This is a genomic window from Enterococcus rivorum, assembly GCF_001742285.1.
Taxonomy (GTDB): domain Bacteria; phylum Bacillota; class Bacilli; order Lactobacillales; family Enterococcaceae; genus Enterococcus_L; species Enterococcus_L rivorum.
The window spans coordinates 1-18,985 of record NZ_MIEK01000024.1; the positions used below are offsets into that span (position 1 = coordinate 1).

At 36.2% G+C, this 18,985-nt stretch carries 19 protein-coding genes and 1 pseudogene; 3 read left to right on the forward strand and 17 right to left on the reverse strand.

Annotation, left to right across the window (positions count from 1 at the left end; all coding sequences use genetic code 11):
• A pseudogene (locus BCR26_RS18015) lies at nt 1–304 on the reverse strand (FtsK/SpoIIIE domain-containing protein); the annotation flags it as partial.
• Nucleotides 305–487: 183 nt separating this feature from the next.
• Nucleotides 488–757, reverse strand: a complete 270-nt coding sequence (locus BCR26_RS09415; RefSeq protein ID WP_069698737.1) for a hypothetical protein — start codon at nt 755–757, stop codon at nt 488–490.
• 108 nt (nt 758–865) lie between these two features.
• Between BCR26_RS09415 and BCR26_RS09420 the strand changes: the two genes are divergently transcribed.
• Entirely contained in the window at nt 866–1,078 is a 213-nt protein-coding gene (locus BCR26_RS09420) for a helix-turn-helix domain-containing protein (RefSeq protein ID WP_069698738.1), read from the forward strand.
• Between the two features lie 68 nt (nt 1,079–1,146).
• Here the strand turns inward: BCR26_RS09420 and BCR26_RS09425 are convergent, their stop codons facing one another.
• The 15 genes from BCR26_RS09425 to BCR26_RS09495 all read right to left on the reverse strand — a co-directional run bounded on the left by BCR26_RS09425 (nt 1,147) and on the right by BCR26_RS09495 (nt 17,987).
• Nucleotides 1,147–1,551 carry a hypothetical protein gene (locus BCR26_RS09425; RefSeq protein ID WP_069698739.1) on the reverse strand — a complete coding sequence of 135 codons (405 nt, stop codon included), beginning with the start codon at nt 1,549–1,551 and terminating at the stop codon, nt 1,147–1,149.
• Nucleotides 1,548–2,006 carry a hypothetical protein gene (locus BCR26_RS09430; RefSeq protein WP_069698740.1) on the reverse strand — a complete coding sequence of 153 codons (459 nt, stop codon included), beginning with the start codon at nt 2,004–2,006 and terminating at the stop codon, nt 1,548–1,550. Before BCR26_RS09430 ends, BCR26_RS09425 begins: the two co-directional genes overlap by 4 nt.
• Nucleotides 1,996–2,643: a hypothetical protein gene (locus tag BCR26_RS09435; RefSeq protein WP_069698741.1), complete on the reverse strand. Its 648-nt coding sequence runs from the start codon at nt 2,641–2,643 to the stop codon at nt 1,996–1,998. Before BCR26_RS09435 ends, BCR26_RS09430 begins: the two co-directional genes overlap by 11 nt.
• 47 nt (nt 2,644–2,690) lie before the next feature.
• A complete protein-coding gene (locus tag BCR26_RS09440) occupies nt 2,691–3,830 on the reverse strand; it encodes a hypothetical protein (protein ID WP_069698742.1) in 1,140 nt (379 codons plus the stop codon).
• Between the two features lie 3 nt (nt 3,831–3,833).
• The gene (locus tag BCR26_RS09445) at nt 3,834–4,283 is read right to left on the reverse strand and encodes a hypothetical protein (RefSeq protein WP_069698743.1); all 450 of its coding nucleotides are present in this window, start codon (nt 4,281–4,283) and stop codon (nt 3,834–3,836) included.
• Nucleotides 4,284–4,298: 15 nt separating this feature from the next.
• On the reverse strand, nt 4,299–4,568 hold the full coding sequence (locus tag BCR26_RS09450) for a hypothetical protein (RefSeq protein ID WP_069698744.1): 270 nt from the start codon (nt 4,566–4,568) through the stop codon (nt 4,299–4,301).
• 14 nt (nt 4,569–4,582) lie between these two features.
• The gene (locus BCR26_RS09455) at nt 4,583–5,041 is read right to left on the reverse strand and encodes a hypothetical protein (RefSeq protein ID WP_069698745.1); all 459 of its coding nucleotides are present in this window, start codon (nt 5,039–5,041) and stop codon (nt 4,583–4,585) included.
• 12 nt (nt 5,042–5,053) lie between these two features.
• Entirely contained in the window at nt 5,054–9,529 is a 4,476-nt protein-coding gene (gene essC / locus BCR26_RS09460) for a type VII secretion protein EssC (RefSeq protein WP_069698746.1), read from the reverse strand.
• Nucleotides 9,530–10,807, reverse strand: a complete 1,278-nt coding sequence (gene essB / locus BCR26_RS09465) for a type VII secretion protein EssB (protein ID WP_084387098.1) — start codon at nt 10,805–10,807, stop codon at nt 9,530–9,532.
• Complete coding sequence (locus BCR26_RS09470; protein WP_069698747.1) at nt 10,807–11,070, reverse strand: EsaB/YukD family protein; 264 nt, start codon at nt 11,068–11,070, stop codon at nt 10,807–10,809. Before BCR26_RS09470 ends, essB begins: the two co-directional genes overlap by 1 nt.
• Nucleotides 11,057–11,542, reverse strand: coding sequence for a type VII secretion protein EssA (gene essA, locus BCR26_RS09475; RefSeq protein ID WP_069698748.1), 486 nt, complete (start codon nt 11,540–11,542; stop codon nt 11,057–11,059). The genes BCR26_RS09470 and essA overlap by 14 nt, the downstream gene beginning before the upstream one ends.
• Complete coding sequence (esaA, locus tag BCR26_RS09480; RefSeq protein ID WP_069698749.1) at nt 11,539–14,961, reverse strand: type VII secretion protein EsaA; 3,423 nt, start codon at nt 14,959–14,961, stop codon at nt 11,539–11,541. The genes essA and esaA overlap by 4 nt, the downstream gene beginning before the upstream one ends.
• A gap of 82 nt (nt 14,962–15,043) precedes the next feature.
• Complete coding sequence (locus tag BCR26_RS09485) at nt 15,044–15,337, reverse strand: WXG100 family type VII secretion target (RefSeq protein ID WP_069697204.1); 294 nt, start codon at nt 15,335–15,337, stop codon at nt 15,044–15,046.
• 606 nt (nt 15,338–15,943) lie between these two features.
• Entirely contained in the window at nt 15,944–16,900 is a 957-nt protein-coding gene (locus tag BCR26_RS09490; protein ID WP_069698750.1) for a 1-phosphofructokinase family hexose kinase, read from the reverse strand.
• A gap of 328 nt (nt 16,901–17,228) precedes the next feature.
• On the reverse strand, nt 17,229–17,987 hold the full coding sequence (locus BCR26_RS09495; protein WP_069698751.1) for a DeoR/GlpR family DNA-binding transcription regulator: 759 nt from the start codon (nt 17,985–17,987) through the stop codon (nt 17,229–17,231).
• 200 nt (nt 17,988–18,187) lie between these two features.
• Here BCR26_RS09495 and BCR26_RS09500 point away from each other — a divergent pair, with 200 nt between their 5' ends.
• The gene (locus tag BCR26_RS09500; protein WP_069698752.1) at nt 18,188–18,649 is read left to right on the forward strand and encodes a PTS sugar transporter subunit IIA; all 462 of its coding nucleotides are present in this window, start codon (nt 18,188–18,190) and stop codon (nt 18,647–18,649) included.
• 14 nt (nt 18,650–18,663) lie between these two features.
• Nucleotides 18,664–18,966, forward strand: a complete 303-nt coding sequence (locus BCR26_RS09505) for a PTS sugar transporter subunit IIB (RefSeq protein WP_069698753.1) — start codon at nt 18,664–18,666, stop codon at nt 18,964–18,966.
• Nucleotides 18,967–18,985: the final 19 nt, after the last annotated feature.

Genomic DNA, 18,985 nt, shown 5'->3' on the forward strand with positions numbered 1-18,985 from the left:
CGCCAGATGGTTTTTGGGTAGCCAAGATTAAATGAATCCCTAGGGAACGTCCGATACGAGCCGTTGAAACCAACTCTTTCATGAATTCCGGTTGTTCGGCTTTCAATTCCGCAAACTCATCACTGATTAAGAAGAGGTGAGGCATCGGTTCTTTGACATCGCCGCTTTTGTATAATTTCTGGTATTGATTAATGTGGTTCACGTTATTCTCCGAGAAGAGGCGCTGACGGCGTTTTAACTCGGCATTGATGGAAATCAGTGCACGCATACTTTGGGCACCGTCTAAGTTGGTAATCGTCCCTAAATAGGTGAGGATAACAGGCAAAACTATGTATTAATTGGATGAAAAATAAATTGAATAGTTATAGTTCCATCAAAATTGTATTATTTAATTTTAACATAACGTACGATATTTTTTTATTTCAGTAGTAAAAAAACTAGCAGAATCTACTACTTTTTTAAGTAGATTCTGCTAGTTTATTGAAAATTATATCTTCTCTCTCTTCCGAAGTACCTCAATTTGACTATTCATTTTTTCTAGTGTCAGGGTGAAATCTTTTTGGAATGCTGAAAAAATTTTAGAACAAGAATGATAGTCTTTAATAATTTTTTTCTTATTGACGGGGCGATGGTTGTCGCTAAAAAATTGAGTGAGTAAGTGTAAAGGCTCGTTCCAAGAATTTAGTTGTTCTAAAAGGTCATGTAAAGTGTAGATATCTTGGTAGGTAATCTTTTTCGTGGGTTGAATTTTGTTCATAAATAATTCTCCTTTTTTGTTAGTGGTGCTCTTAAGAACACCTCTTTTGGATTGATTATACTATATGATGTTTATAAGAGCAACATAAAGGATGGAGATGAAGCGCGGATGAAGGAAAGAAAAGTAGAGGTTTGTTTGAAAGAACTTGTGAAGGAAAGAGGGATTTCTCTAAGAGAATTGGCGAGATTGTCAGATATTGAACCGTCAATTATTAATAAATTAGCTAATAACAAGCGAGAAAAGATTTATTTGCCTCACATTGAAAGAATTGCGGAAGCATTGGATATTGATGACATATCTAAAATTATTCGTTTGAAATAGATAAAAAGTAAAAACAGTTTAACTATAGCGCTTTTGAGCAAAATAGTTAAACTGTTTTTTTAACCTACCTATGTTGTTTCTCTAGAAACAGCACTTTTGTAGTTATAGTATCGAACCATAAACAGCATGCTAGAAAGTACTAGCGCTATTTCAAAAATCCCAAAGTTAAAATATAGTATACTTGGACTGACAACAGAACCAAGACTAGCAAAGCCAACGAGTAAACAACTTATAAAAATTGCCCAAGCTTTAGCAGTCGAAAAGCTAACTTTCATTTTATTAATGAAATAGATTGTTAAGAATCCTTGAAGTAGAGATCGAAAGATAATTCCCCCAAAATAGGTTCCACTAGAACCTGAAGTAGTAGCAATAAAAATTGACCAACCCGTGTTTTTTAACATAGTTACTATTTGTACTATAAATAAAACATTCAACATGTTATCAAGTTTTTCTATTGCGATACCCAGCCTCATTTTGTTGTCTCCATTTTTTCTTTGTGATTGTATTCAATTTCTCTACAGAAGTGAATAATCAATTCGTAGTCTTTAGGGGCCAGTTCTTGATCTTCATAACGATCATTGCCAAAATCAATTAAATCAAGTCTAGCATTCTCAGGTGCCAATTCTTGATAACAATTTTGAGAGGTTCTAAGCACCCCTCTGAAATAAGGTTTTCCTAGAATAGATAAGGTAACGCCTATTTCTACTTCTTTGACAGGATTACGCGTTTTATTCACTAATAAATATTCTAAGACCATATTTCTTTTTTTGACAGTCATGTTTCCAGCAACAACTATTAATTCATTTGAGGGTAGGTTTGTTTCCTGTTGGTCTAAAAAAGATTCCCAAGCGTCTATATATTCTTGATTATTAATCATAGTTTTGTATTCAGGTATTTCTTGTAAATATTTTGCCCACTCAATGTTCATTATTATTATCCACCTTTTCTCCATTGATTTCTAAATCGGTGATGTCAAAACTGAGATCAGCAACTTTATTTTCTTTTAGTTTTGCTTGATATGATTTTGGAGCAGACATTGTTATTGAAAAAGCAACAAAACTTTTTTCAGGTAAATATCCAAGTTCTTTTTTTGTTAACTTAGCATCTGTTTTTTCTTCAACCTCGGTGTTCTTAAAACGAGGAAAACCTTTAAAAGAAATATCGTTTACTACACGATTACTATTATTAACGATAAAGTAATTAGTAGTGACAGTTTCTTGATTAACGTTTATTCTGAAACGAAAAGGGATAAGATTAATTTTTTTATTTTCATCTATCTTATATCTATAAGTTTCAAAGTTTTGTTTTATTGTTTCATCAAAATCTGTTGATAATGTCTCTAGGAATTCATCATGTTCTTTTTGTCCATCCATTATATAGAATTTATAACCATTTAAGTCGTAGCCGTCATATTTATTAATAGTCTTAGTGTAATTTTTTGTAGATTTTTGAATAACAGAATCTGACGTGTTTTGTGTATCATTTGAACTCTTTAGAGTACATCCACTTACCATGAATAAAAGTGAAAGACTTATTATGACAGTTTTAATTTTTTTTAAAATCATATACCCCTCCAAAAATAAATTTCATAACTCTTAATAAACTACAATTTTTAAAAGTCTAAATTGATATCTATCAATTCCACTCTACCACCAGACACACTAATACCAACCAAGCCAGGAGTTCCCATCTCAATTCCATCGGCGGCTAATTTAGCTTTTATTTCTGCTGATAAAAGAGAGATATCAATTTCTGATTTATATTGATATAGATCATTTTCTGCAAAAACATGTTCGAAATTGAATTCTATTAAATTAGCACCTAAACTTGCTCCAACGCCATCAGCATTTAATGAAGCAGATGCTGAAACATTTCCTACAGACCACTCAGCATCACCATACTTACCTTTCATAGTATTTAAATCAACAGAAGTTGTTGCACCAAAGCCGGATCCAAGAGAACCTTCTGTTTTACCTAAAATATCAGTATCTATTGAGCCAGATGGGTTAAGTAGATCGGCATTAGCAGAAGTCTCTAAATTGAAGAAGGTAACATTATTTTCTAAATCGACATACCTTATTTCATATTGTCCATTTTTGATAACTAGTAGAGCTTGTTTTTTGTCTGAATTTTTTCCGGAAATTTCTTTTGCTTTAAATAGATAGTATTCTAGAAGGACAGCAATCTCTTTTTCACTTAAGTTGCGATAGTGACTATTGATTTCTTTTAACATTTGTTCTTTAGTCATTACTCTAGTCTCGTTCTTAAATTTTTTGAGTTTTTGTTCTAATCGTTTTCCTCTACCTTCGAAAACGCCAGGGATTTTATCAATATTATTTCTAGTGCCAATCGCTTTTAAACCAGAAGCAAGGCCAGGGGCGTTTAGAGAGGTTGCCCCTGCAATATTTCCTTTATATTGACTGATAATGGATTTAAGTTGTTTGACTTCATTAGAACGAGCTTCCATTTTTTGTTTTATAGTTGTGTCATTATTTTTTGCCGTAGTTTTAGCTTTTTCAAGTTTTGTTTTAATAGTTGTAGCGCGACTTTCTAGATCTGATTCTATTGTATTTAAAGTGAATCCTTCAGTTATCTGATTTCTCAATGATAAGGAACAATCGGCAAATAGTGATTCTACTTTCTTCGCAATTTTTTTAGCAGAAGAATAACCAGTGGTTATTTCAGTTACAGCATCAGTAGTGTCTTTATTGTATTTATCAATTACTGCACTAGATAATTTTTTTTCAGCCATTTTTTACCTCCAACTTGATATATCAGACCCAGAGTTAACAATGTTACTAATATATTTATCTAATTGTGAAAAAGTGTCTGCATCATTCATTATTTTTTTAGATAAGGTTTCAAAGAAGCTTTGTACTTCATTCATGTAAGATAGAAAACTATTGACATACTCTCTGTAACTCTCATCTGAATCGGATTTCCAGTCATCCTTGCTTAAAGAGCTTTTTTGTTGTTCAATTGCTTTTATTCCTTCTCTTACCTGTGTTAATCCTAACATAATATTAACACAGATTTCACTTTCAATTTTATTTTTATCTACAAGTATTCTAGCACCAGTAGCATAGGATTCCCTGGTTTCAGTTACTTTAGGACTATACCCACCTGCATAGGAAGGGGTTGGTTGAGTGATTGAATAAGTTGGAGTATAGGCTTTACTAATAACGTCTCCTTTTTTTGCTGACATAGTTCTCCTCCATTCTTACAATTGATTAAATGTTTCAAAAGTTGCATTTAGGCTACTGAGCACTAAGTCATTATATCGATCCGTTGGAGCAATGACATCGGATTTAATTACTTCCATTAGTTCCGTTAAACTATCAGCAGCCATCCCTTGGTACCCTTTACTTTCTATATCTGTTAGTGCTTTTTCAATATTGACTAGACCATTATGGATACTTAAAAATCCGTTTTTAAGTCCATCTTTTTGCTCCATCAATGCTTCTGTTTTTACTTTTAATTCATACCCCATTACTTTTCATCTCCTTATCCCCAGTCAACCAAATTTAGTTCAAAGTTCATTAGATTTATTTCATCTTCTATTCTAATCATAGTAGAATTTAATTCAGATTGGAGTTCTTCTATTTTTTCTTCTAATTTTTTTTGTCCATCCTTCATTCTCCCTTGACAGTCTTCCATTATTTTTTTTACTCTAAAACCTTTATCCAGGATGTGTAGATGCATATTTTCATTTACATTTAACATAAAGTTTCCTTTTAAAGATTTAGGGTCTTTTAAATTTTTATCTGCTGTGTCCATCATTGTGCCGTATTCTTCATATTGGCTGTTAAACGATACAATATTGTGTTCGACAGATATTTGTTTCAATTTCAAGCGCTCAATTTCTTCAACCAAACGATCTCTTTTACTTCTTAAACTAGTGATGCTTGGGTTATAACGGTTTCTGATTTTTTGTTTTTCAAGTGCTTTATCTTTTTTTGCCATTTGTTCTCCTTTCTAAACCAGTGGTATTTTCACTTGATAAGCTAAGTCATTGATTACGTAGTAGGCTTCTTGGTTCATTAATTTAGGTGATTTGAAGTTTAAGTTTGAAGCAGTCAAGATACTTTGGTCAGAATACTTCATGAACAACAAGCCGTGTTTATTTTGTTTTACTAATTTAGAGAATTCATCATATTTTGAGCCATACTCTGTAGGGGAACCGAATGTAATGAATTTAATCATTGGGAAATCTTCATAGAGTTCTTTACAGACAGGAATCAGATCTTTTGCAATTTTTTCGCCAAAGTCTGCGATATTCACAATCATAAAGTAATGATTCATGGAGACATCAATGTTTTGTTCCTGAATAGCTCTTTGTTCGTTTAGCACACCTTCTAAAACATTTTTCATTGATTCTTCATCTGAAAGGTAGCTAACAACTACGTCTTCATTTCCTAGGTAGTCATAGTTATTTTTATTGGTATCGACAATATGCACGAAGTGACGAATATTTTCATTATCAGTTTCTGCAATTTTTTGAATAAATAGTTTTAATGTGTTTTCAACTTCGTTTTGAGAAGCACCGATAACAGATAGATGTTTTTCAAAATTACTATCCCAAGGAATCACAGAGACAGTTTCTAAGTCTAAACCTATTGGTACAAAACCATTTGTTTTTTCATATTTTTTCTTAGAGATTTCGTTAAATTGAATAATATTTAAATCTTCCGGTACCATCGGAATTTCTTCTGGTCGTCCGCCTGTCCAGTATTCGTCCATTTCTTTGACTTCGGCTTGGATGGCTTCAATGATTTGGAGTGTGTCTTCCCCTTCAGCCGGTAGGGCAGTTTGGAAGCTTTCCGGTTCGTCTAGCTTGATTAAGCCACGTCCTGGTAAGTCTTCAATGGTTAAGTTGGTACGTCCGACAATCGCGCGTGGTTCCGAATCGTCAATCAGCTTCAAGGCGATTTGGGTTTTGATGTTGCTGTAAAGGTTCATACGTAATGAGTTTTGACGTCCAGCCGAGATCAGTAGATGAACCCCGATTCCTGCCCCTTCACGAGCCACTTGCATGATGACTTTTTCTAACGGTTCTTCAAATTTTGAGCCTTTGAAGCCTTCGTAGCCATCGACTAAAATCATGATAATTGGTTCTTCATTGCCACTGGCACGTTCATACATATCTAAACTAGCTACGGCATATTCACTAAGTAGCTTTTTACGACGTTTTAGTTCATCGGTAATTCTTCTGGTAAATTTCACAATCTTCTCTTCTTCGTCAATACTCATGGTGTCTGCCACATGAGGCAAACGTTTCAGCGGTAAAAGTCCATTGGTTCCGAAGTCTAGTAGATACAGGTTCAAGCGTTCTGGATTATGCACTCTGGCTAAGTCCATTGCCACCGTCTGCATAAACATACTTTTTCCATACCCTGGACTAGAGAAGACTGCCACGTGTCCTTCTTGGGTTAAGTTCAATTCAAGGGTTTCTTGGGCCTGCATACTTGGGATATCCACTAAACCAATCACAGGTTTCAAGGCTTGTTTTTCCGTTGCCCAAGCTTCTTTGAAGTCCACATCATGAAGCTCACTTAAGGCGATTCGTTCTGCGAGTGGTGGTAACCACGGTCTTGGTAGTGGTTCGATATTTTCTTGTTCCGCTACGTCATGAATGCCATCAATAATGGCATCTAATTCAGTCGGAATCTGTTTGACTTCCTCCGCATTTTCCAAGCCACTTAAATCTTCGGTTAAGAGTTCATATTGTCCTAATTCATTTACGAGGTAAATCGTATGGTCTTCAATTTGTTGGTCTTCCTTGTCAGGGGCGTAATCGGCACCACTCCAGGCACTTTGGAAGAGTTCGTAGATTTCATTGTTTCCGACTTGGAGATACGCACGTCCAGCTTGAGTAATTTCAGCCGCGTCAGGTGTTTTTAACATTTCCATGGAGTCGGCTTTATCCGCTACTTTTAGTGCCAGTTTAAACTTGGAGTTACTCCAGATTTGGTCATTGACCACGCCAGATGGTTTTTGGGTAGCCAAGATTAAATGAATCCCTAGAGAACGTCCGATACGAGCCGTTGAAACCAGCTCTTTCATGAATTCTGGTTGTTCAGCTTTCAATTCCGCAAACTCATCACTGATTAAGAAGAGGTGAGGCATTGGTTCTTTGACATCGCCGCTTTTGTATAATTTCTGGTATTGATTAATGTGGTTGACGTTATTCTCCGAGAAGAGGCGCTGACGGCGTTTCAACTCGGCATTGATGGAAATCAGTGCACGCATACTTTGGGCACCGTCTAAGTTGGTAATCGTCCCTAATAGGTGAGGGAGATTACGGAACAGGTTGGCCATTCCTCCGCCTTTGTAGTCAATCAGTAAGAACGCGACATCGTACGGGTGGAAGTTCACGGCTAAGCTTAAAATATAACTTTGAATGATTTCTGATTTCCCTGAACCTGTTGTTCCAGCCACTAAGCCGTGAGGGCCATGGGCTTTTTCATGAAGATTCAAATAGACAATATCGTCTTTGCCACGTAAGCCTAAAGGCACCGCTAACGTCTTGTGGGGCGAATGTTCGGCCCAACGTTGGGTCACATTGAATTCATCAAAGGTTTCCAAGCCGTACATTTCTAAGAACGTGACTGCTTCTGGAATACTGGATTTTAAGTTTTGTAAGTGATTCAAAGGCGCTAACAGACGAGGCAATTCCTCTTTGTCGAAGCCTTCTGGGAAGTGATCCAGTTGGAAGGTAGTATTTTTTAAATTGCCTTCTTCCAGTAAAAGTACACCTGTGTTGCGGTCGCGAATATCGATAACGGTTTTGATATTATCGGATAAGCTACTCATGACATCTTCCACAAAAATCACACTACAGCCTAAATGGCTCGGGTCTTCATTGAAGAACTCCATCACCACATGGTCTAAAATTAATTTCTCATCGGTAATCATCACCACATAATGGGGAGAGAAGAGGGTACTTTCCCGACTGTTGCGATTTTCTTCTAAGGCATTTTTCCGATTCTTCAAAATCTGATTCAAACTATTTAAGACTTGGTCACGGCTCCGTTGGTTGTAGACAAAGCATCGAACGTTGACATCTTGTAAGGTAGCATGAGGCAACCAGCGCATCCAGTTCCATTGTTCCTTTTCTGTTTCAGGGAAAATGGAGATGAATTGGACATCATGGTAGCTATGAAAAACAGCCAGTTGGTTGACTAATAAATGTAATTGTTCCAAAACCAAGTTTCTCGGACCGATATACCCAACTGGACCATGCATTAAGTTGGCTTGGATGGGCATGTTTTGTAAGTTTAAGCTTTGTTCATACAGCTCATAGCCAGCTTCTTCTAGCTCGTCCGTTTGTTTGCCTCGTTCTTTGTTGGCATAGTTAATGTCAAAGGAAGCCGGATGTTGTCCTAAGCCTAAACGGTAATACAAGAAATCAAAATGTAGCGCTGTTTTCTCGTAAATCCGTGGGCTATAGCTTTTAGTCATGGTTAATAATTCCATGACATTAGGGTAATGGTAGTGTTGTCCTTGTTTTTGTTCTTGGATTAATTGGTGCAGTTCGACTGCTTTGGTATTTAAATAGTCTCGGTAGTTGACTTCCCGATCTACTAAGCTTTGGGCATGTTCTTTTTTCGTTTTAAAATAATTTTGAATCGAGAAGCCTAGCGTTACTAAAGTTGTCGCACCACTGGCTAAGACAAACATTAAGTTGGAGCGTAGGAAAGCCATCCCAATGGTCACCGCTAACATCATCAATGGCGGTAAAATGATTTTGACTAAGCCTTCGGTCGACGGTTTACTTTTTTCACTAGGTGCGTTTAAGGTTACTTTTTCTTCTGGTTCACGGTAAATAATCCGTGGTGAGCGGTGGAAATCTGGGTAATCCTCATAGACACTATAGCGAGAAGTGAAGATTTCACACAGGTCACTTTTGACCCCGCAGCCTTGGGTTAAATACAGCTCGTGGGGGAAGACTGTGATTGTATGTTGGGCAAAGGAAAGTTCATCGCCTTTTTCTAGAAGATAGCTTCCTTCCGTTGCTTGTTGGTTATTCACATAGACGTCTCCTGAAAGCAGGGCAAAGTGCCAGTGAGAGTCTTCTTTGGTTAAAATGCCTGAAAAGAAATCGTTGGCTAGTTCGACTGTGGCCCCTTTGACAGAGCTGATAATCATTTCTTTCTTATCTAGCGTATCTAAGATGATCGGTTTTGAAGCAGGGCTTAGAAAAATAGTGACTTCTCTACTATCAGGCAAAGAAAGGGAAGTGCCTGTGGTTTCACTTAGTGGGACTTCCGTTCCAGCTAAGGTAGCGACCCAGCTTTCTTTCTTTTCAATCAGGATTTCATGCGCTTTTTCAATCGTTGCAATGTGTAAAGCGGCATGGGCTTCTTGAGAAATCCGTTGTTCTTTGCCTTCTTCTAATGTTAATTGGTAGCGAAAGCCTTGGAAATACAGGATTGCATTCATTTTGGTCATTTATTTTGCCTCCTCTTGAGAAGCAGGTGTGGTATCAGCTGTTCCGTTCTCTTTCACTGTTTCCTTTTTGTTAGCCTCGGCACTATCCGCAGTACCTAAACTTTCTTTTCGTTTCTCGTCATATTTTTGATAGTCTTTTTCTAAGGCATCGATTTGTTCTTCTCGTTTTGTTCCGCTTAATTTAGTATCATTACGAACTTGTTCGATTTTTTCTGTAATCCCGTAAATGATTAAATCAGATTCTTCTAGTTTTTTGGCAATATCTAACGCTTCGTCTAGATTTCCACGACCATTTTCAATCCAATAATCTAAGTAAGCTTCGTTAGAACGTAAGGTAATATTGTTTAAAATGACTTTTTTCTGCTGGTCGTTTAATTGTTTCCCTTGAACAAAACTATAAGCTAAAGAATATTTTTGCGTGAAAGGAAGACTGCCTGTTTTCACAGGTTCTAACTTAGTAATTACCGCTTCATAGTCATTTTTCAAAAAGGCTGTATCCGCTTCTTGCATCCGATCTTTAAATGGCATTTGGAAGAAGAGCAAGTAAACCAAAGGCACAATAAGAATCGCTACGACAATCGGCATCCAAATAGACAGTTGTTTCATTAAAAGAAATTTTGATTTTGCTACTTGGCGTGTGGTTTCTTTTGTTGTTTCGACGGTTTGATTATAGTTTTCTAACAAGTAAGCTTGGATTTCCGTAAAGCTTTCGGCTTTTAAAATAGTTTGAATAAACGTAGAGCCTTTTTTGATTTCTAATTGTCCTTCGTACAAGGTCGTGAAATCTGCTTTTTCTTCAAACAAGCTAATAATCAAACATTTATATTGACGTAATAAAACCGCTGCATTGGTTTCTTTTGGCGGCATTTTTCCTTCTAAGCCACGGTAGGCAATCTTTGGTAATAAGTTGTAGTCAAACAGAATATTTTCTGGGTGAATAAAGAAGGTAAAAGGCAGCTCTAATAAGTCCGCAATCTGGCCCATATTTGCCATCGCTCGTAGTTTATCCGCTTTAGATTGTTCTTTTAACGTGCTAAAAGAAATCGTTTCTGCCGGAATGTCGTAAGCAAAAGTGACGGCATCTTCCTCCCAATGAATGGTCATTGCCAAAAGCAGTGGGTTTGAAATTTTTAGTAGTGCTAAATCTTTTTCTTCAGGGACTTGTACTTCTGATTTTCTAAGAGCTAAGACCCATTCTTGCGGTGTTTTTTTATAATTGTATGTTTGCTTTTCTAAAACAATTGCTGTTTCCATCACTTTTTCATTTACTGTCTCCATTAAATTTGCGCCTCCAAAACCTCTATTATGTCACCGTCTGTAATCGGGTACTGTTTTAATTTTTTTTCTTCGTCTAACAAAATCCCTTTGTTAATAATTTTCAGTTGATATTTTTTCAGGTCTTTAGGCCGCCCAAAAATCTGATTGATTTCTCGGACAAAGCGATAGACACTAATGTTTCTAGGAATTCTTAAATCTGCTGACTTGTCTTTGTTCCCTTGGTAAAGCAAGGTAATGTTGATATGTTCTTTATTTTCCGCCATGTTGTTGACCTCGTTTTCTGCTGTTATACGTATAGAGAACCAGCGTGACACCTGTCACAAAAAGTGCACCTAGTATCAGAGGGAGAAACGACGGAGGAGAAGAGACCGCTTCGGCAGTTTCTTCTCGCTGTGTCGCTAACTCGTTATTATTTCCTTGAGCTGTAAATAATTGTTTCGTCTCTAACTCATTTTTTAATAAAGGCACCTTCTTGGTAAACAATTCTTGTTGCTGCTGTTCTTGTTGCTGGGCTTTTATTTCTTCTGCTTTTGCTAATTTTTCCTGTTGCTCTGTGTTAAACAATCGATCATCGACAGTGAAATTTTTAGATTTTCCGTCATCGGACTGGGTTTTATTTAGTCGTTCTGTTTTTAATTCTAAATTGTTATCCAACAATGTCTCGTTCCCATAGGCGAGTGAAGAAAAACCTGTTAAAGCGATCGCAACTAAAAAAGTAATGAGTCCTTTTTTCATTTTGCTGTCACGCCTTTCCCTTTTCTTTTTCGAGGGTTCCAAATAAATAGGTTGAATAAAAATAGTCCAACTAACAGGAGCAAGTAAAGAATAATATTAGTAACATTCAGTGCTTGGCTGGCTAAGATGTCAGAAAGGTTGTTTTCTCCAACCGATAGCGGGTTGATGAAACTGATTAGCTGAACCATTGGATTGTTTCCTTTGGTTACTCCGATGGCGTTCGTTACGAAGATATAACTAATAAATAGGAATAAGCTAATGGCAAAACCGGAAACTTTGAATTGTTTTAATAGATAATGATTTAGTAAGGTAAAGATGAGCATGAACAGGACGATCATCATGAGCCAAACAATTTGTGCCTCTTTGATAATCCCTAGCTCTCCAATACTTAACAAGCCTAGAATCAAGCCTAAAACGAAACCTACAACGGTTAAGAAGATGGTCTCCATAATATTATCTTTAAACCATAGCTCTTCTCGTTTGAAACGGTCTTTGACTTTTCGAACAATCGGCTGTGTGGCAAAAAGATACGCTGTAAATAAGCTCATCGTATACATAATTAAAATCCAAGTGAACGGTTCATTGATTTCAGTTGTTTTAATAGTTGCTTCTGATTTTCCGTTGACCGGATTGGCAATAAACTGCAGCAAGGTATTGTTTGGGACACCATCTTTGTGGGCATTATCCAAAACTTTAATAAAGGACGAAACAAAGTCATTGTTGTTGGCTAATTCTTTGTTTAGTTGTTCCATAATCACGTCTGCATTGGAGGAAAGATCTTCCCCATTTTTTTGTGCGCGAGCCACTTCTTGGTCAAAGGAAGTGAAGACGGATTTTACGCTTTCGGCTTCTTTAACGTTCATATCAGAAGTATCTTTCAGTAGCTCGGTTTGTTTTTTCAAGGCATCCAACATCGTATCAATCGCTGAAATTTCAGTATCGGTACTGGTATTGTCAGCAGCAATTTTTGTTTCAGCAGTCGTCATCTCTTTCGATGTTTTCTGCCACTCGTCTAGTTTGACTAATTGTTCTTGAACGGTTTCATTTAAACTAGCGGTGTTGGCCTGGATGTCGCTAAGTTTTTCTTTAATCGTATCGGATTGTCTTTGGATATCCGTTGCTGATTTTTGTAAGTCTGTTAATTGTTGTTTTTGCTTCAAATAGTCGCCGCTGTTAAAGGTTTCATTTAAGACGGCTTTAAACATTGTCGTCAAGTCCATTCCCAGTAAGTTATTAAAAATCTCGAATGGGTACTTTTCATAATCCTTTAGCTCGTCGTTGACTGTTTTGTATAGTTCTCTGATTTTACCCACTTCTTCAGCGTAATCCTTTTTCGCTGTCTGATATCTTTCTGATAAGAAGGCAGAGGTATCGATTGTTTGTTGCCACGCAATTGTGTAATTTTTCTCTACAATCTCTGCTGGATCTACTGGATCTGTTGGTTCCGCTGGGTCCTGGCCCCTCGGAGTAGGAGTAATCGTTTGTGTTACAGGAATAATCGTTTCTTGAGTAGGAGCTGCTTCCTGTGTAGCTTCCCCTTGTGTTGGTTCAGCAGTTGCTTCTCCCTCTCCAGCTGGTTCTGTTGGAGTGGCGTTTTCTTCTCCAGTGGTGTTGCTACTCTCTGCAGGTGCAATAACTTTTACATTCGGTGTTGCAGCTCTGCCTAATGTTTTAACACTTCGTGCAGACAAGGAAATAGTGATAGGAACAATCGGCACATCTGAAGATTGCTCGTTATAGGTATCAGAAAATTGATAATAAATATACTTTCTATTTGTGTAGTTCCCACTGATAGTAAAAGAAACGCCTGGATAAATTTCTTCATCATTGCCATAAAACAGCTTAATTCCTTCAGGGATTTCGCCAAATGTAATCGTTCCACCACTTAAATCGGTTGTTTCAATCGTAAAGTATTTTCTTTGCTTAAAAATATTATTTCGCTGATCCGTTAGTCTTGTATACGCCCGTTCCAAATCTCGATAATAATAACTTTCAGCGACTACAGCTGGGTCTGTTTCCCAAATTAAAGGGTTTAGCTGAGGGATATCTGGATCTTCTTGATTTTTTTCGTTTACTAGATTAATGGTTTCATTGATTGTGCTAATTCTTTCAAGGGCTTTATCCGTTAGCTTTTTAATATCAGTTAGAGGCTGACCATCTCCATAAGGAGGGTGGGCATAATCAAATAATGGGTTTCCATCACCATCAGCTTTGTAGGGCAGGCTATTTAAACGTTCTTGCATTTTTTCTAAATAGTGTTGATTGAATTTCGATATTGCATTTAAGTCAGGGGTCTTGTAGCCCATTTTTTTCAGAACATCTGCAAAGGTTGCTTTTGGTTGCTCCACCGATGTAGAGACTCTTAAAGACTTAAAAAATTGTTCTTTGTACGTATCAAAATATTTGTCTTCGATGTTTGTTAAAGCGGTTGTTTGTTCTTCAACTTTCTTTTGCGATTCTACCAATTGTTCATTTAATGTATCCATTTGTTTAATATATTGGCCACTGCCATCTTGAGAGGCGATGAAATCCTGTTGTAATCCTTGGTTTAAACTGTCCAAGTTTGAGTACAACTTGTTTGTTTCAGAACTTAAGACACTTTGGTCCATCGACATTAAAATCGCAGCGAATTCTTCATAGCTTACTTTACCTTCTGCACGTTGTTTGATTAAGCCATCTAATAAGCCGGAGAAATCTTGCTGACTACTAATTAACGCATCTGGGTTTTTCAAAAACTCTGTCAACGTGGTCGTTAATAAATCATTCGCTTGTAACGCGCTGTGAGATTGAGAGGTAATGCTTGGTAAGTATTCTTTAAAGTTGATGGTTGGCTGATACAGAACACTTTGGAAATTGTTCACAGAATTTGTTTGATTGTTGTATACTTTTTCAATATTTTTTTGGGCAGTAAACAAGTTACTTAAAATACTGACAACATACATATCTACTAATTGCTGATTGAGTCCGTTAACAATTTTGTTTCCTGCGCTTTTAGATTCGTTCTCTAGGGTAGCATTGCCATTAGCATTGATTTTGTAATTAACCTGTATTTTTTCTGGAGCAACACTGTCTACATCTAATAGCTTGCTGGAGAAATTACTAGGAATCGTAACTAATAAATTATAAGTGCCGTTTTTTAAACCGTTTTCTCCGATACCTCGGCTAACGGTAAACCAATTGTAGGTAGTATCTTTTTCGATTTTTTTGACATAGTCAGCTCCTAGATTATAATCTGCACCTTCTTTATGTATGCCAATATCTTCGTTGACTAACGCGATATTTAAACGAACATCTTTTTCTTCCTGTTCTTTTTTTGCAGAAATATCTGTAAAATCACGATTCATGAAGATAAGTGCAATGAGTAATATAATGACCATCCAAACGGATTTAAGTATATAGTATAGTTTTTTGCTATTCATTCTTCATTCTCCTAATAGAAATAGGGGCAAGAAAGGAACCATTATTCCTTCCTTACCCCTTGATAAATCTTAATGTAATCGATTAACGATTATTGATTGCTTGAGAAATATCGTTATCTGTATCTCTCATAATTTGAGCAACTGAACGTAATTGTTGGTTAATTTGCTCTAGTAATTCACCAAATTCACGAATTTTTGGTTGTAGCTCAACAAATTGGTTATCAAAACTTTCAAAACCACTACCTTCCCAGTTTGAACGAATTGCCTCTTGTTCTCTTTCTAGGTTAGATAATACCGTTAAGATTTCTTCTGAACCTTGTGTGTATTTTGTTGCTGATGTTTCTAATTCTTCTGGTGATAATTTAATTTGTGCCATCTTTTTCATCCTCCAATTAAAATTGTTTCATATCTGATCTTTAAGTGATATGTTCTCAAAAAATGAACCAAGCAAGTAAATAGACGCGCTGATTCGCCTTAAATCATCTCGGTTATACTAACTATCATAAAATTTTTATCTTATAATTGCAACCCTTTTTTTAAATTATTTATGTGCTTGTTTCCTTTACTACGTATATATCTGTTTGAATTAGAGTGTTGGCGTGCGAATGTTGTGATTGGTGGCTTTTTATCAACTTTTTCCTTATTTTATAAAAAAAATGAGAATACTAAAATTGTCGAAAAGAATAAAAGTTTCTATATTTTATTATTGAAATATTAAAAAGAAGTAATTTTTAATGAATAACATATAATGGATATTTATTTAATTTATTTTATTGAATAGTAATTGTTTTTGTTTTGTATATTAGTACGGGGTGTTTTCTTATGTTTTGATAAGGAAGAAGAGCGAGCAGTAACGTAGGTTGCTTCCAAGAGGATAATAAAGAGACTGTAGGAAAGATAGAAGGTAGGTTATTTTTACTCACTAAAAATAAAAAAATGAAGCACGTCAAAAAATTTTTTTTGGCGTGCTCACTGTAACTAGTTAGATATTTTTTATTTTCACTATATTTATTTGATTTTTTAAAGCTAGCACATTGGTCATTGTTACAAAACCCACTTTTTTTTCTAAGGCATTGCTCATACCACAAGCCATGGCATAACGTAAGGTTTCTTCAATCGAAAAATGTTGATCTAAACCATAAGCAATACCACCAACCGTCGCATCACCAGAGCCAGTGGGGTTCACTACCTCTATTTGTGGGATGGTGATATCGAATAGTTGGTTATTTACTCTAGCGAGGGCTCCAAGGCTTCCGCAAGAAATTAGTACAAAAGGAACATTATCCAATAGTTCATGAGATAAGTAAGGAATGACGTCTTTTTTTTGTTTAAGGGGTTGACCAATTAACTCTGAGAACTCTTGGATATTTGGTTTGATAAAATATGGTTTAACTGGTCCTGTCAAAACATTTTTTAGCTGAATGCCAGATAGATCTGTCAATACTTTGATAGAGTTTCCTAAAGACGCCTGTATTTCTTCTAAATAGTTTTTGTAAAGCTGTTCATTTTTTGTGTTTGCAGAACCACAGACTGCAATCGTTGTTACTTCTTTTTCAGAAGTTGTCAATGTGATGATTTTTTGAAGTATTTCTTTTGCTGTAGTGTCTGTTATCTCAGGACCAAGTTCAACAATTTCAGTCTGATTTTTAGCTTGATCCATAATAGTGACCGCATTTCTTGATTCTCCTGGGATCGTAAGGAAAAACGAATCGAAATGCTCTGTTTCAAGATGTGTTTGAATGAGCTTGCCATTCTCTCCAGCTAAGACACCAATGGCTTGTACTCGACTTCCTAAAATTGCCGCAGTCCGACTGGCATTAATGCCCTTTCCTCCAACTGCTTTCACGGGATTGTTGCATCGGTTCATCGCTCCGATTGAAAACGTGTCAGTAAAATAAATTGAGTCCATCGATGGATTTAAAGTAACAGTTAAAATCATTGGTTAAAAAGCCTCCTTGATGATTCGAATCTACCGATAATGGTACAGCTATTCAATAAGCAAGGAAGATCAAATAATTAACCAATTGAGACAGGCGTTTCCGGGCGATGACAAAAGTCAACATTTTGTCTAGTCCTCTATTAAAGATCCGAATAAACAGTATTCCAGAAGTAGCCTCTCAGAATTAAGCCAAACTAGACTAAAGCTATCAGAAGCTATTTTCGTCTATTCCTTCTTAATTCTCAAGGTAAAGCCCTTCTTTCACAACCTCAAACACGTATCTCATCTAAGGAACGTTCAGGCAGGAAAATGTAATTAGTTACTTGATCTAATTGATCTTATTCAGCAATGGACCAAAAGACTGGTAGAATTTGAATGTTTGTTCGTCTATTTTGTTGTCTGTAATAATGCAATCTAAATCTGAGAGTTTATAAAAGGTGTAAACATCACTCACGTTAAATTTCGTACTGTCAGCAACCACGACTTTCTTCTTGGCGCTTTTAAATGCGGCTCTTTGAACGCCTCCTTCCAAATAATTAGAGGTAGTGACATTATTATTGTAAATCCCGTTGGTTGCGGCAAAAGCAATATCGATATTAATAGATTCAAAGGTTTGTTCAGCATGTTCGCCAATAAATTCTTCAGTAATTGGGGTGAAGTCTCCACCCGTTAGCAACACACGGTAGTCTGTGTGTTTAATGATGTAGTTAAAGGCAATTAGACTATTGGTGACAATCATTAAGCCTTTTTTCTGAATGAAGGGTAAGGCGTATAAGATTGTTGTCCCGGCTCCGACAAATACCACTTGGTTTTCTTGAATTAGAGAATTCATGATTTTTCCAATATACTCTTTTTGTTCAATATGTAAATTGATTTTTTCATGGGTTGCTAATTCTTTGTCTTTTCGACCAAGCTTTTGGGCACCACCATATAGACGAACAAGTTTATTTGAATCACTTAATTCATTAATGTCTCTACGAATCGTCATTTCTGATACGTTGAGTTCTGTTGCAATATCAGAAACGGTCATAAACGTCTTTTTCTCTAATAATTCTAAAATGTGTGTATGTCGCTCTCTTTTTAACATAGAATACTCCTTATTTTTGTTCGATTTTGTTTACATTGTCTATATTATACATGAATCGAACAAAAAACAATAAAAAGAAAGCGTTGACAAAAGAAAAGATTCGTTGTATCCTTCATTTGTAAACAAAGTTTAACATATTTTTACAAAGTTGAACATAAAGAAAGTGAAAATGTGTTAAAAAAGATGAAGGAGGTGGATAAATGGGCACAAAAGAAATGTTTCAACCGCATTTAGTAGATTTGCAGATGAGTGTTGAAACAGAGGAAGAATTATTTGAACAAATTGCCGATCGATTGAAACGACAAGGTTACGTAAACGAAGGATATCTCGAGGGGATTAAAAATCGAGAAAAGCGATTTCCAACAGGATTGATGACAGAGTACTTGAATATTGCTTTGCCACATTCTGATACGGAATATATTGAGAAACCGTTCATCTATGTTGCTAGGATTGAAAAACCAGTAATGGTTAGACAAATGGGTGATAATCAAGAAATGGCTGTGAAAGACTTTTTCTTTTTAGGGATTAAGGAGCCAGCGAAACAAGTTGGGTTATTACAAGAATTAATGACGATGTTCCAAAAGGATGAATTTGTAGCGCGGTTAAAGCAAGCAAAGCAGAATCAAGAAATGTTTGATTTATTTATGGAGCAGTTAACTTAAGGGAGGAAAAGAATATGGCTAGAAAATTAATCGTCGCGTGTGGTAGTGGGGTTGCAACAAGCACAACAGTAGCGGAAAAAATAAAAAGTAAGTTTGAAGCAGACAACATTGATTATCCAGTAGAAGCGGTGGATTATAAGTCGATTATGCAAGAATTACCAAGTGCGGCTATTTATGTTTACATTGCGAAACCAGATGCAGAAGTATTGGAAGAAGCTGACCGATTGGGTGTTTCTGTGTATGCTGGGGTTCCTTTTTTAACAGGCATGGGCGTAGATGAGATTTATGAAAATATTATAAATGAGACGAAAAAATAAAAAAGAGACCCAGATAGTG

Bases quoted from the DNA above. Each gene is read 5' to 3' on its own strand.
- BCR26_RS09415 (WP_069698737.1), bottom strand. From the start codon at position 757: ATGAACAAAATTCAACCCACGAAAAAGATTACCTACCAAGATATCTAC.
- BCR26_RS09420 (WP_069698738.1), top strand. From the start codon at position 866: ATGAAGGAAAGAAAAGTAGAGGTTTGTTTGAAAGAACTTGTGAAGGAA.
- BCR26_RS09425 (WP_069698739.1), bottom strand. From the start codon at position 1,551: ATGAGGCTGGGTATCGCAATAGAAAAACTTGATAACATGTTGAATGTT.
- BCR26_RS09430 (WP_069698740.1), bottom strand. From the start codon at position 2,006: ATGAACATTGAGTGGGCAAAATATTTACAAGAAATACCTGAATACAAA.
- BCR26_RS09435 (WP_069698741.1), bottom strand. From the start codon at position 2,643: ATGATTTTAAAAAAAATTAAAACTGTCATAATAAGTCTTTCACTTTTA.
- BCR26_RS09440 (WP_069698742.1), bottom strand. From the start codon at position 3,830: ATGGCTGAAAAAAAATTATCTAGTGCAGTAATTGATAAATACAATAAA.
- BCR26_RS09445 (WP_069698743.1), bottom strand. From the start codon at position 4,283: ATGTCAGCAAAAAAAGGAGACGTTATTAGTAAAGCCTATACTCCAACT.
- BCR26_RS09450 (WP_069698744.1), bottom strand. From the start codon at position 4,568: ATGGGGTATGAATTAAAAGTAAAAACAGAAGCATTGATGGAGCAAAAA.
- BCR26_RS09455 (WP_069698745.1), bottom strand. From the start codon at position 5,041: ATGGCAAAAAAAGATAAAGCACTTGAAAAACAAAAAATCAGAAACCGT.
- essC (WP_069698746.1), bottom strand. From the start codon at position 9,529: ATGACCAAAATGAATGCAATCCTGTATTTCCAAGGCTTTCGCTACCAA.
- essB (WP_084387098.1), bottom strand. From the start codon at position 10,807: ATGGAGACAGTAAATGAAAAAGTGATGGAAACAGCAATTGTTTTAGAA.
- BCR26_RS09470 (WP_069698747.1), bottom strand. From the start codon at position 11,070: ATGGCGGAAAATAAAGAACATATCAACATTACCTTGCTTTACCAAGGG.
- essA (WP_069698748.1), bottom strand. From the start codon at position 11,542: ATGAAAAAAGGACTCATTACTTTTTTAGTTGCGATCGCTTTAACAGGT.
- esaA (WP_069698749.1), bottom strand. From the start codon at position 14,961: ATGAATAGCAAAAAACTATACTATATACTTAAATCCGTTTGGATGGTC.
- BCR26_RS09485 (WP_069697204.1), bottom strand. From the start codon at position 15,337: ATGGCACAAATTAAATTATCACCAGAAGAATTAGAAACATCAGCAACA.
- BCR26_RS09490 (WP_069698750.1), bottom strand. From the start codon at position 16,900: ATGATTTTAACTGTTACTTTAAATCCATCGATGGACTCAATTTATTTT.
- BCR26_RS09495 (WP_069698751.1), bottom strand. From the start codon at position 17,987: ATGTTAAAAAGAGAGCGACATACACACATTTTAGAATTATTAGAGAAA.
- BCR26_RS09500 (WP_069698752.1), top strand. From the start codon at position 18,188: ATGGGCACAAAAGAAATGTTTCAACCGCATTTAGTAGATTTGCAGATG.
- BCR26_RS09505 (WP_069698753.1), top strand. From the start codon at position 18,664: ATGGCTAGAAAATTAATCGTCGCGTGTGGTAGTGGGGTTGCAACAAGC.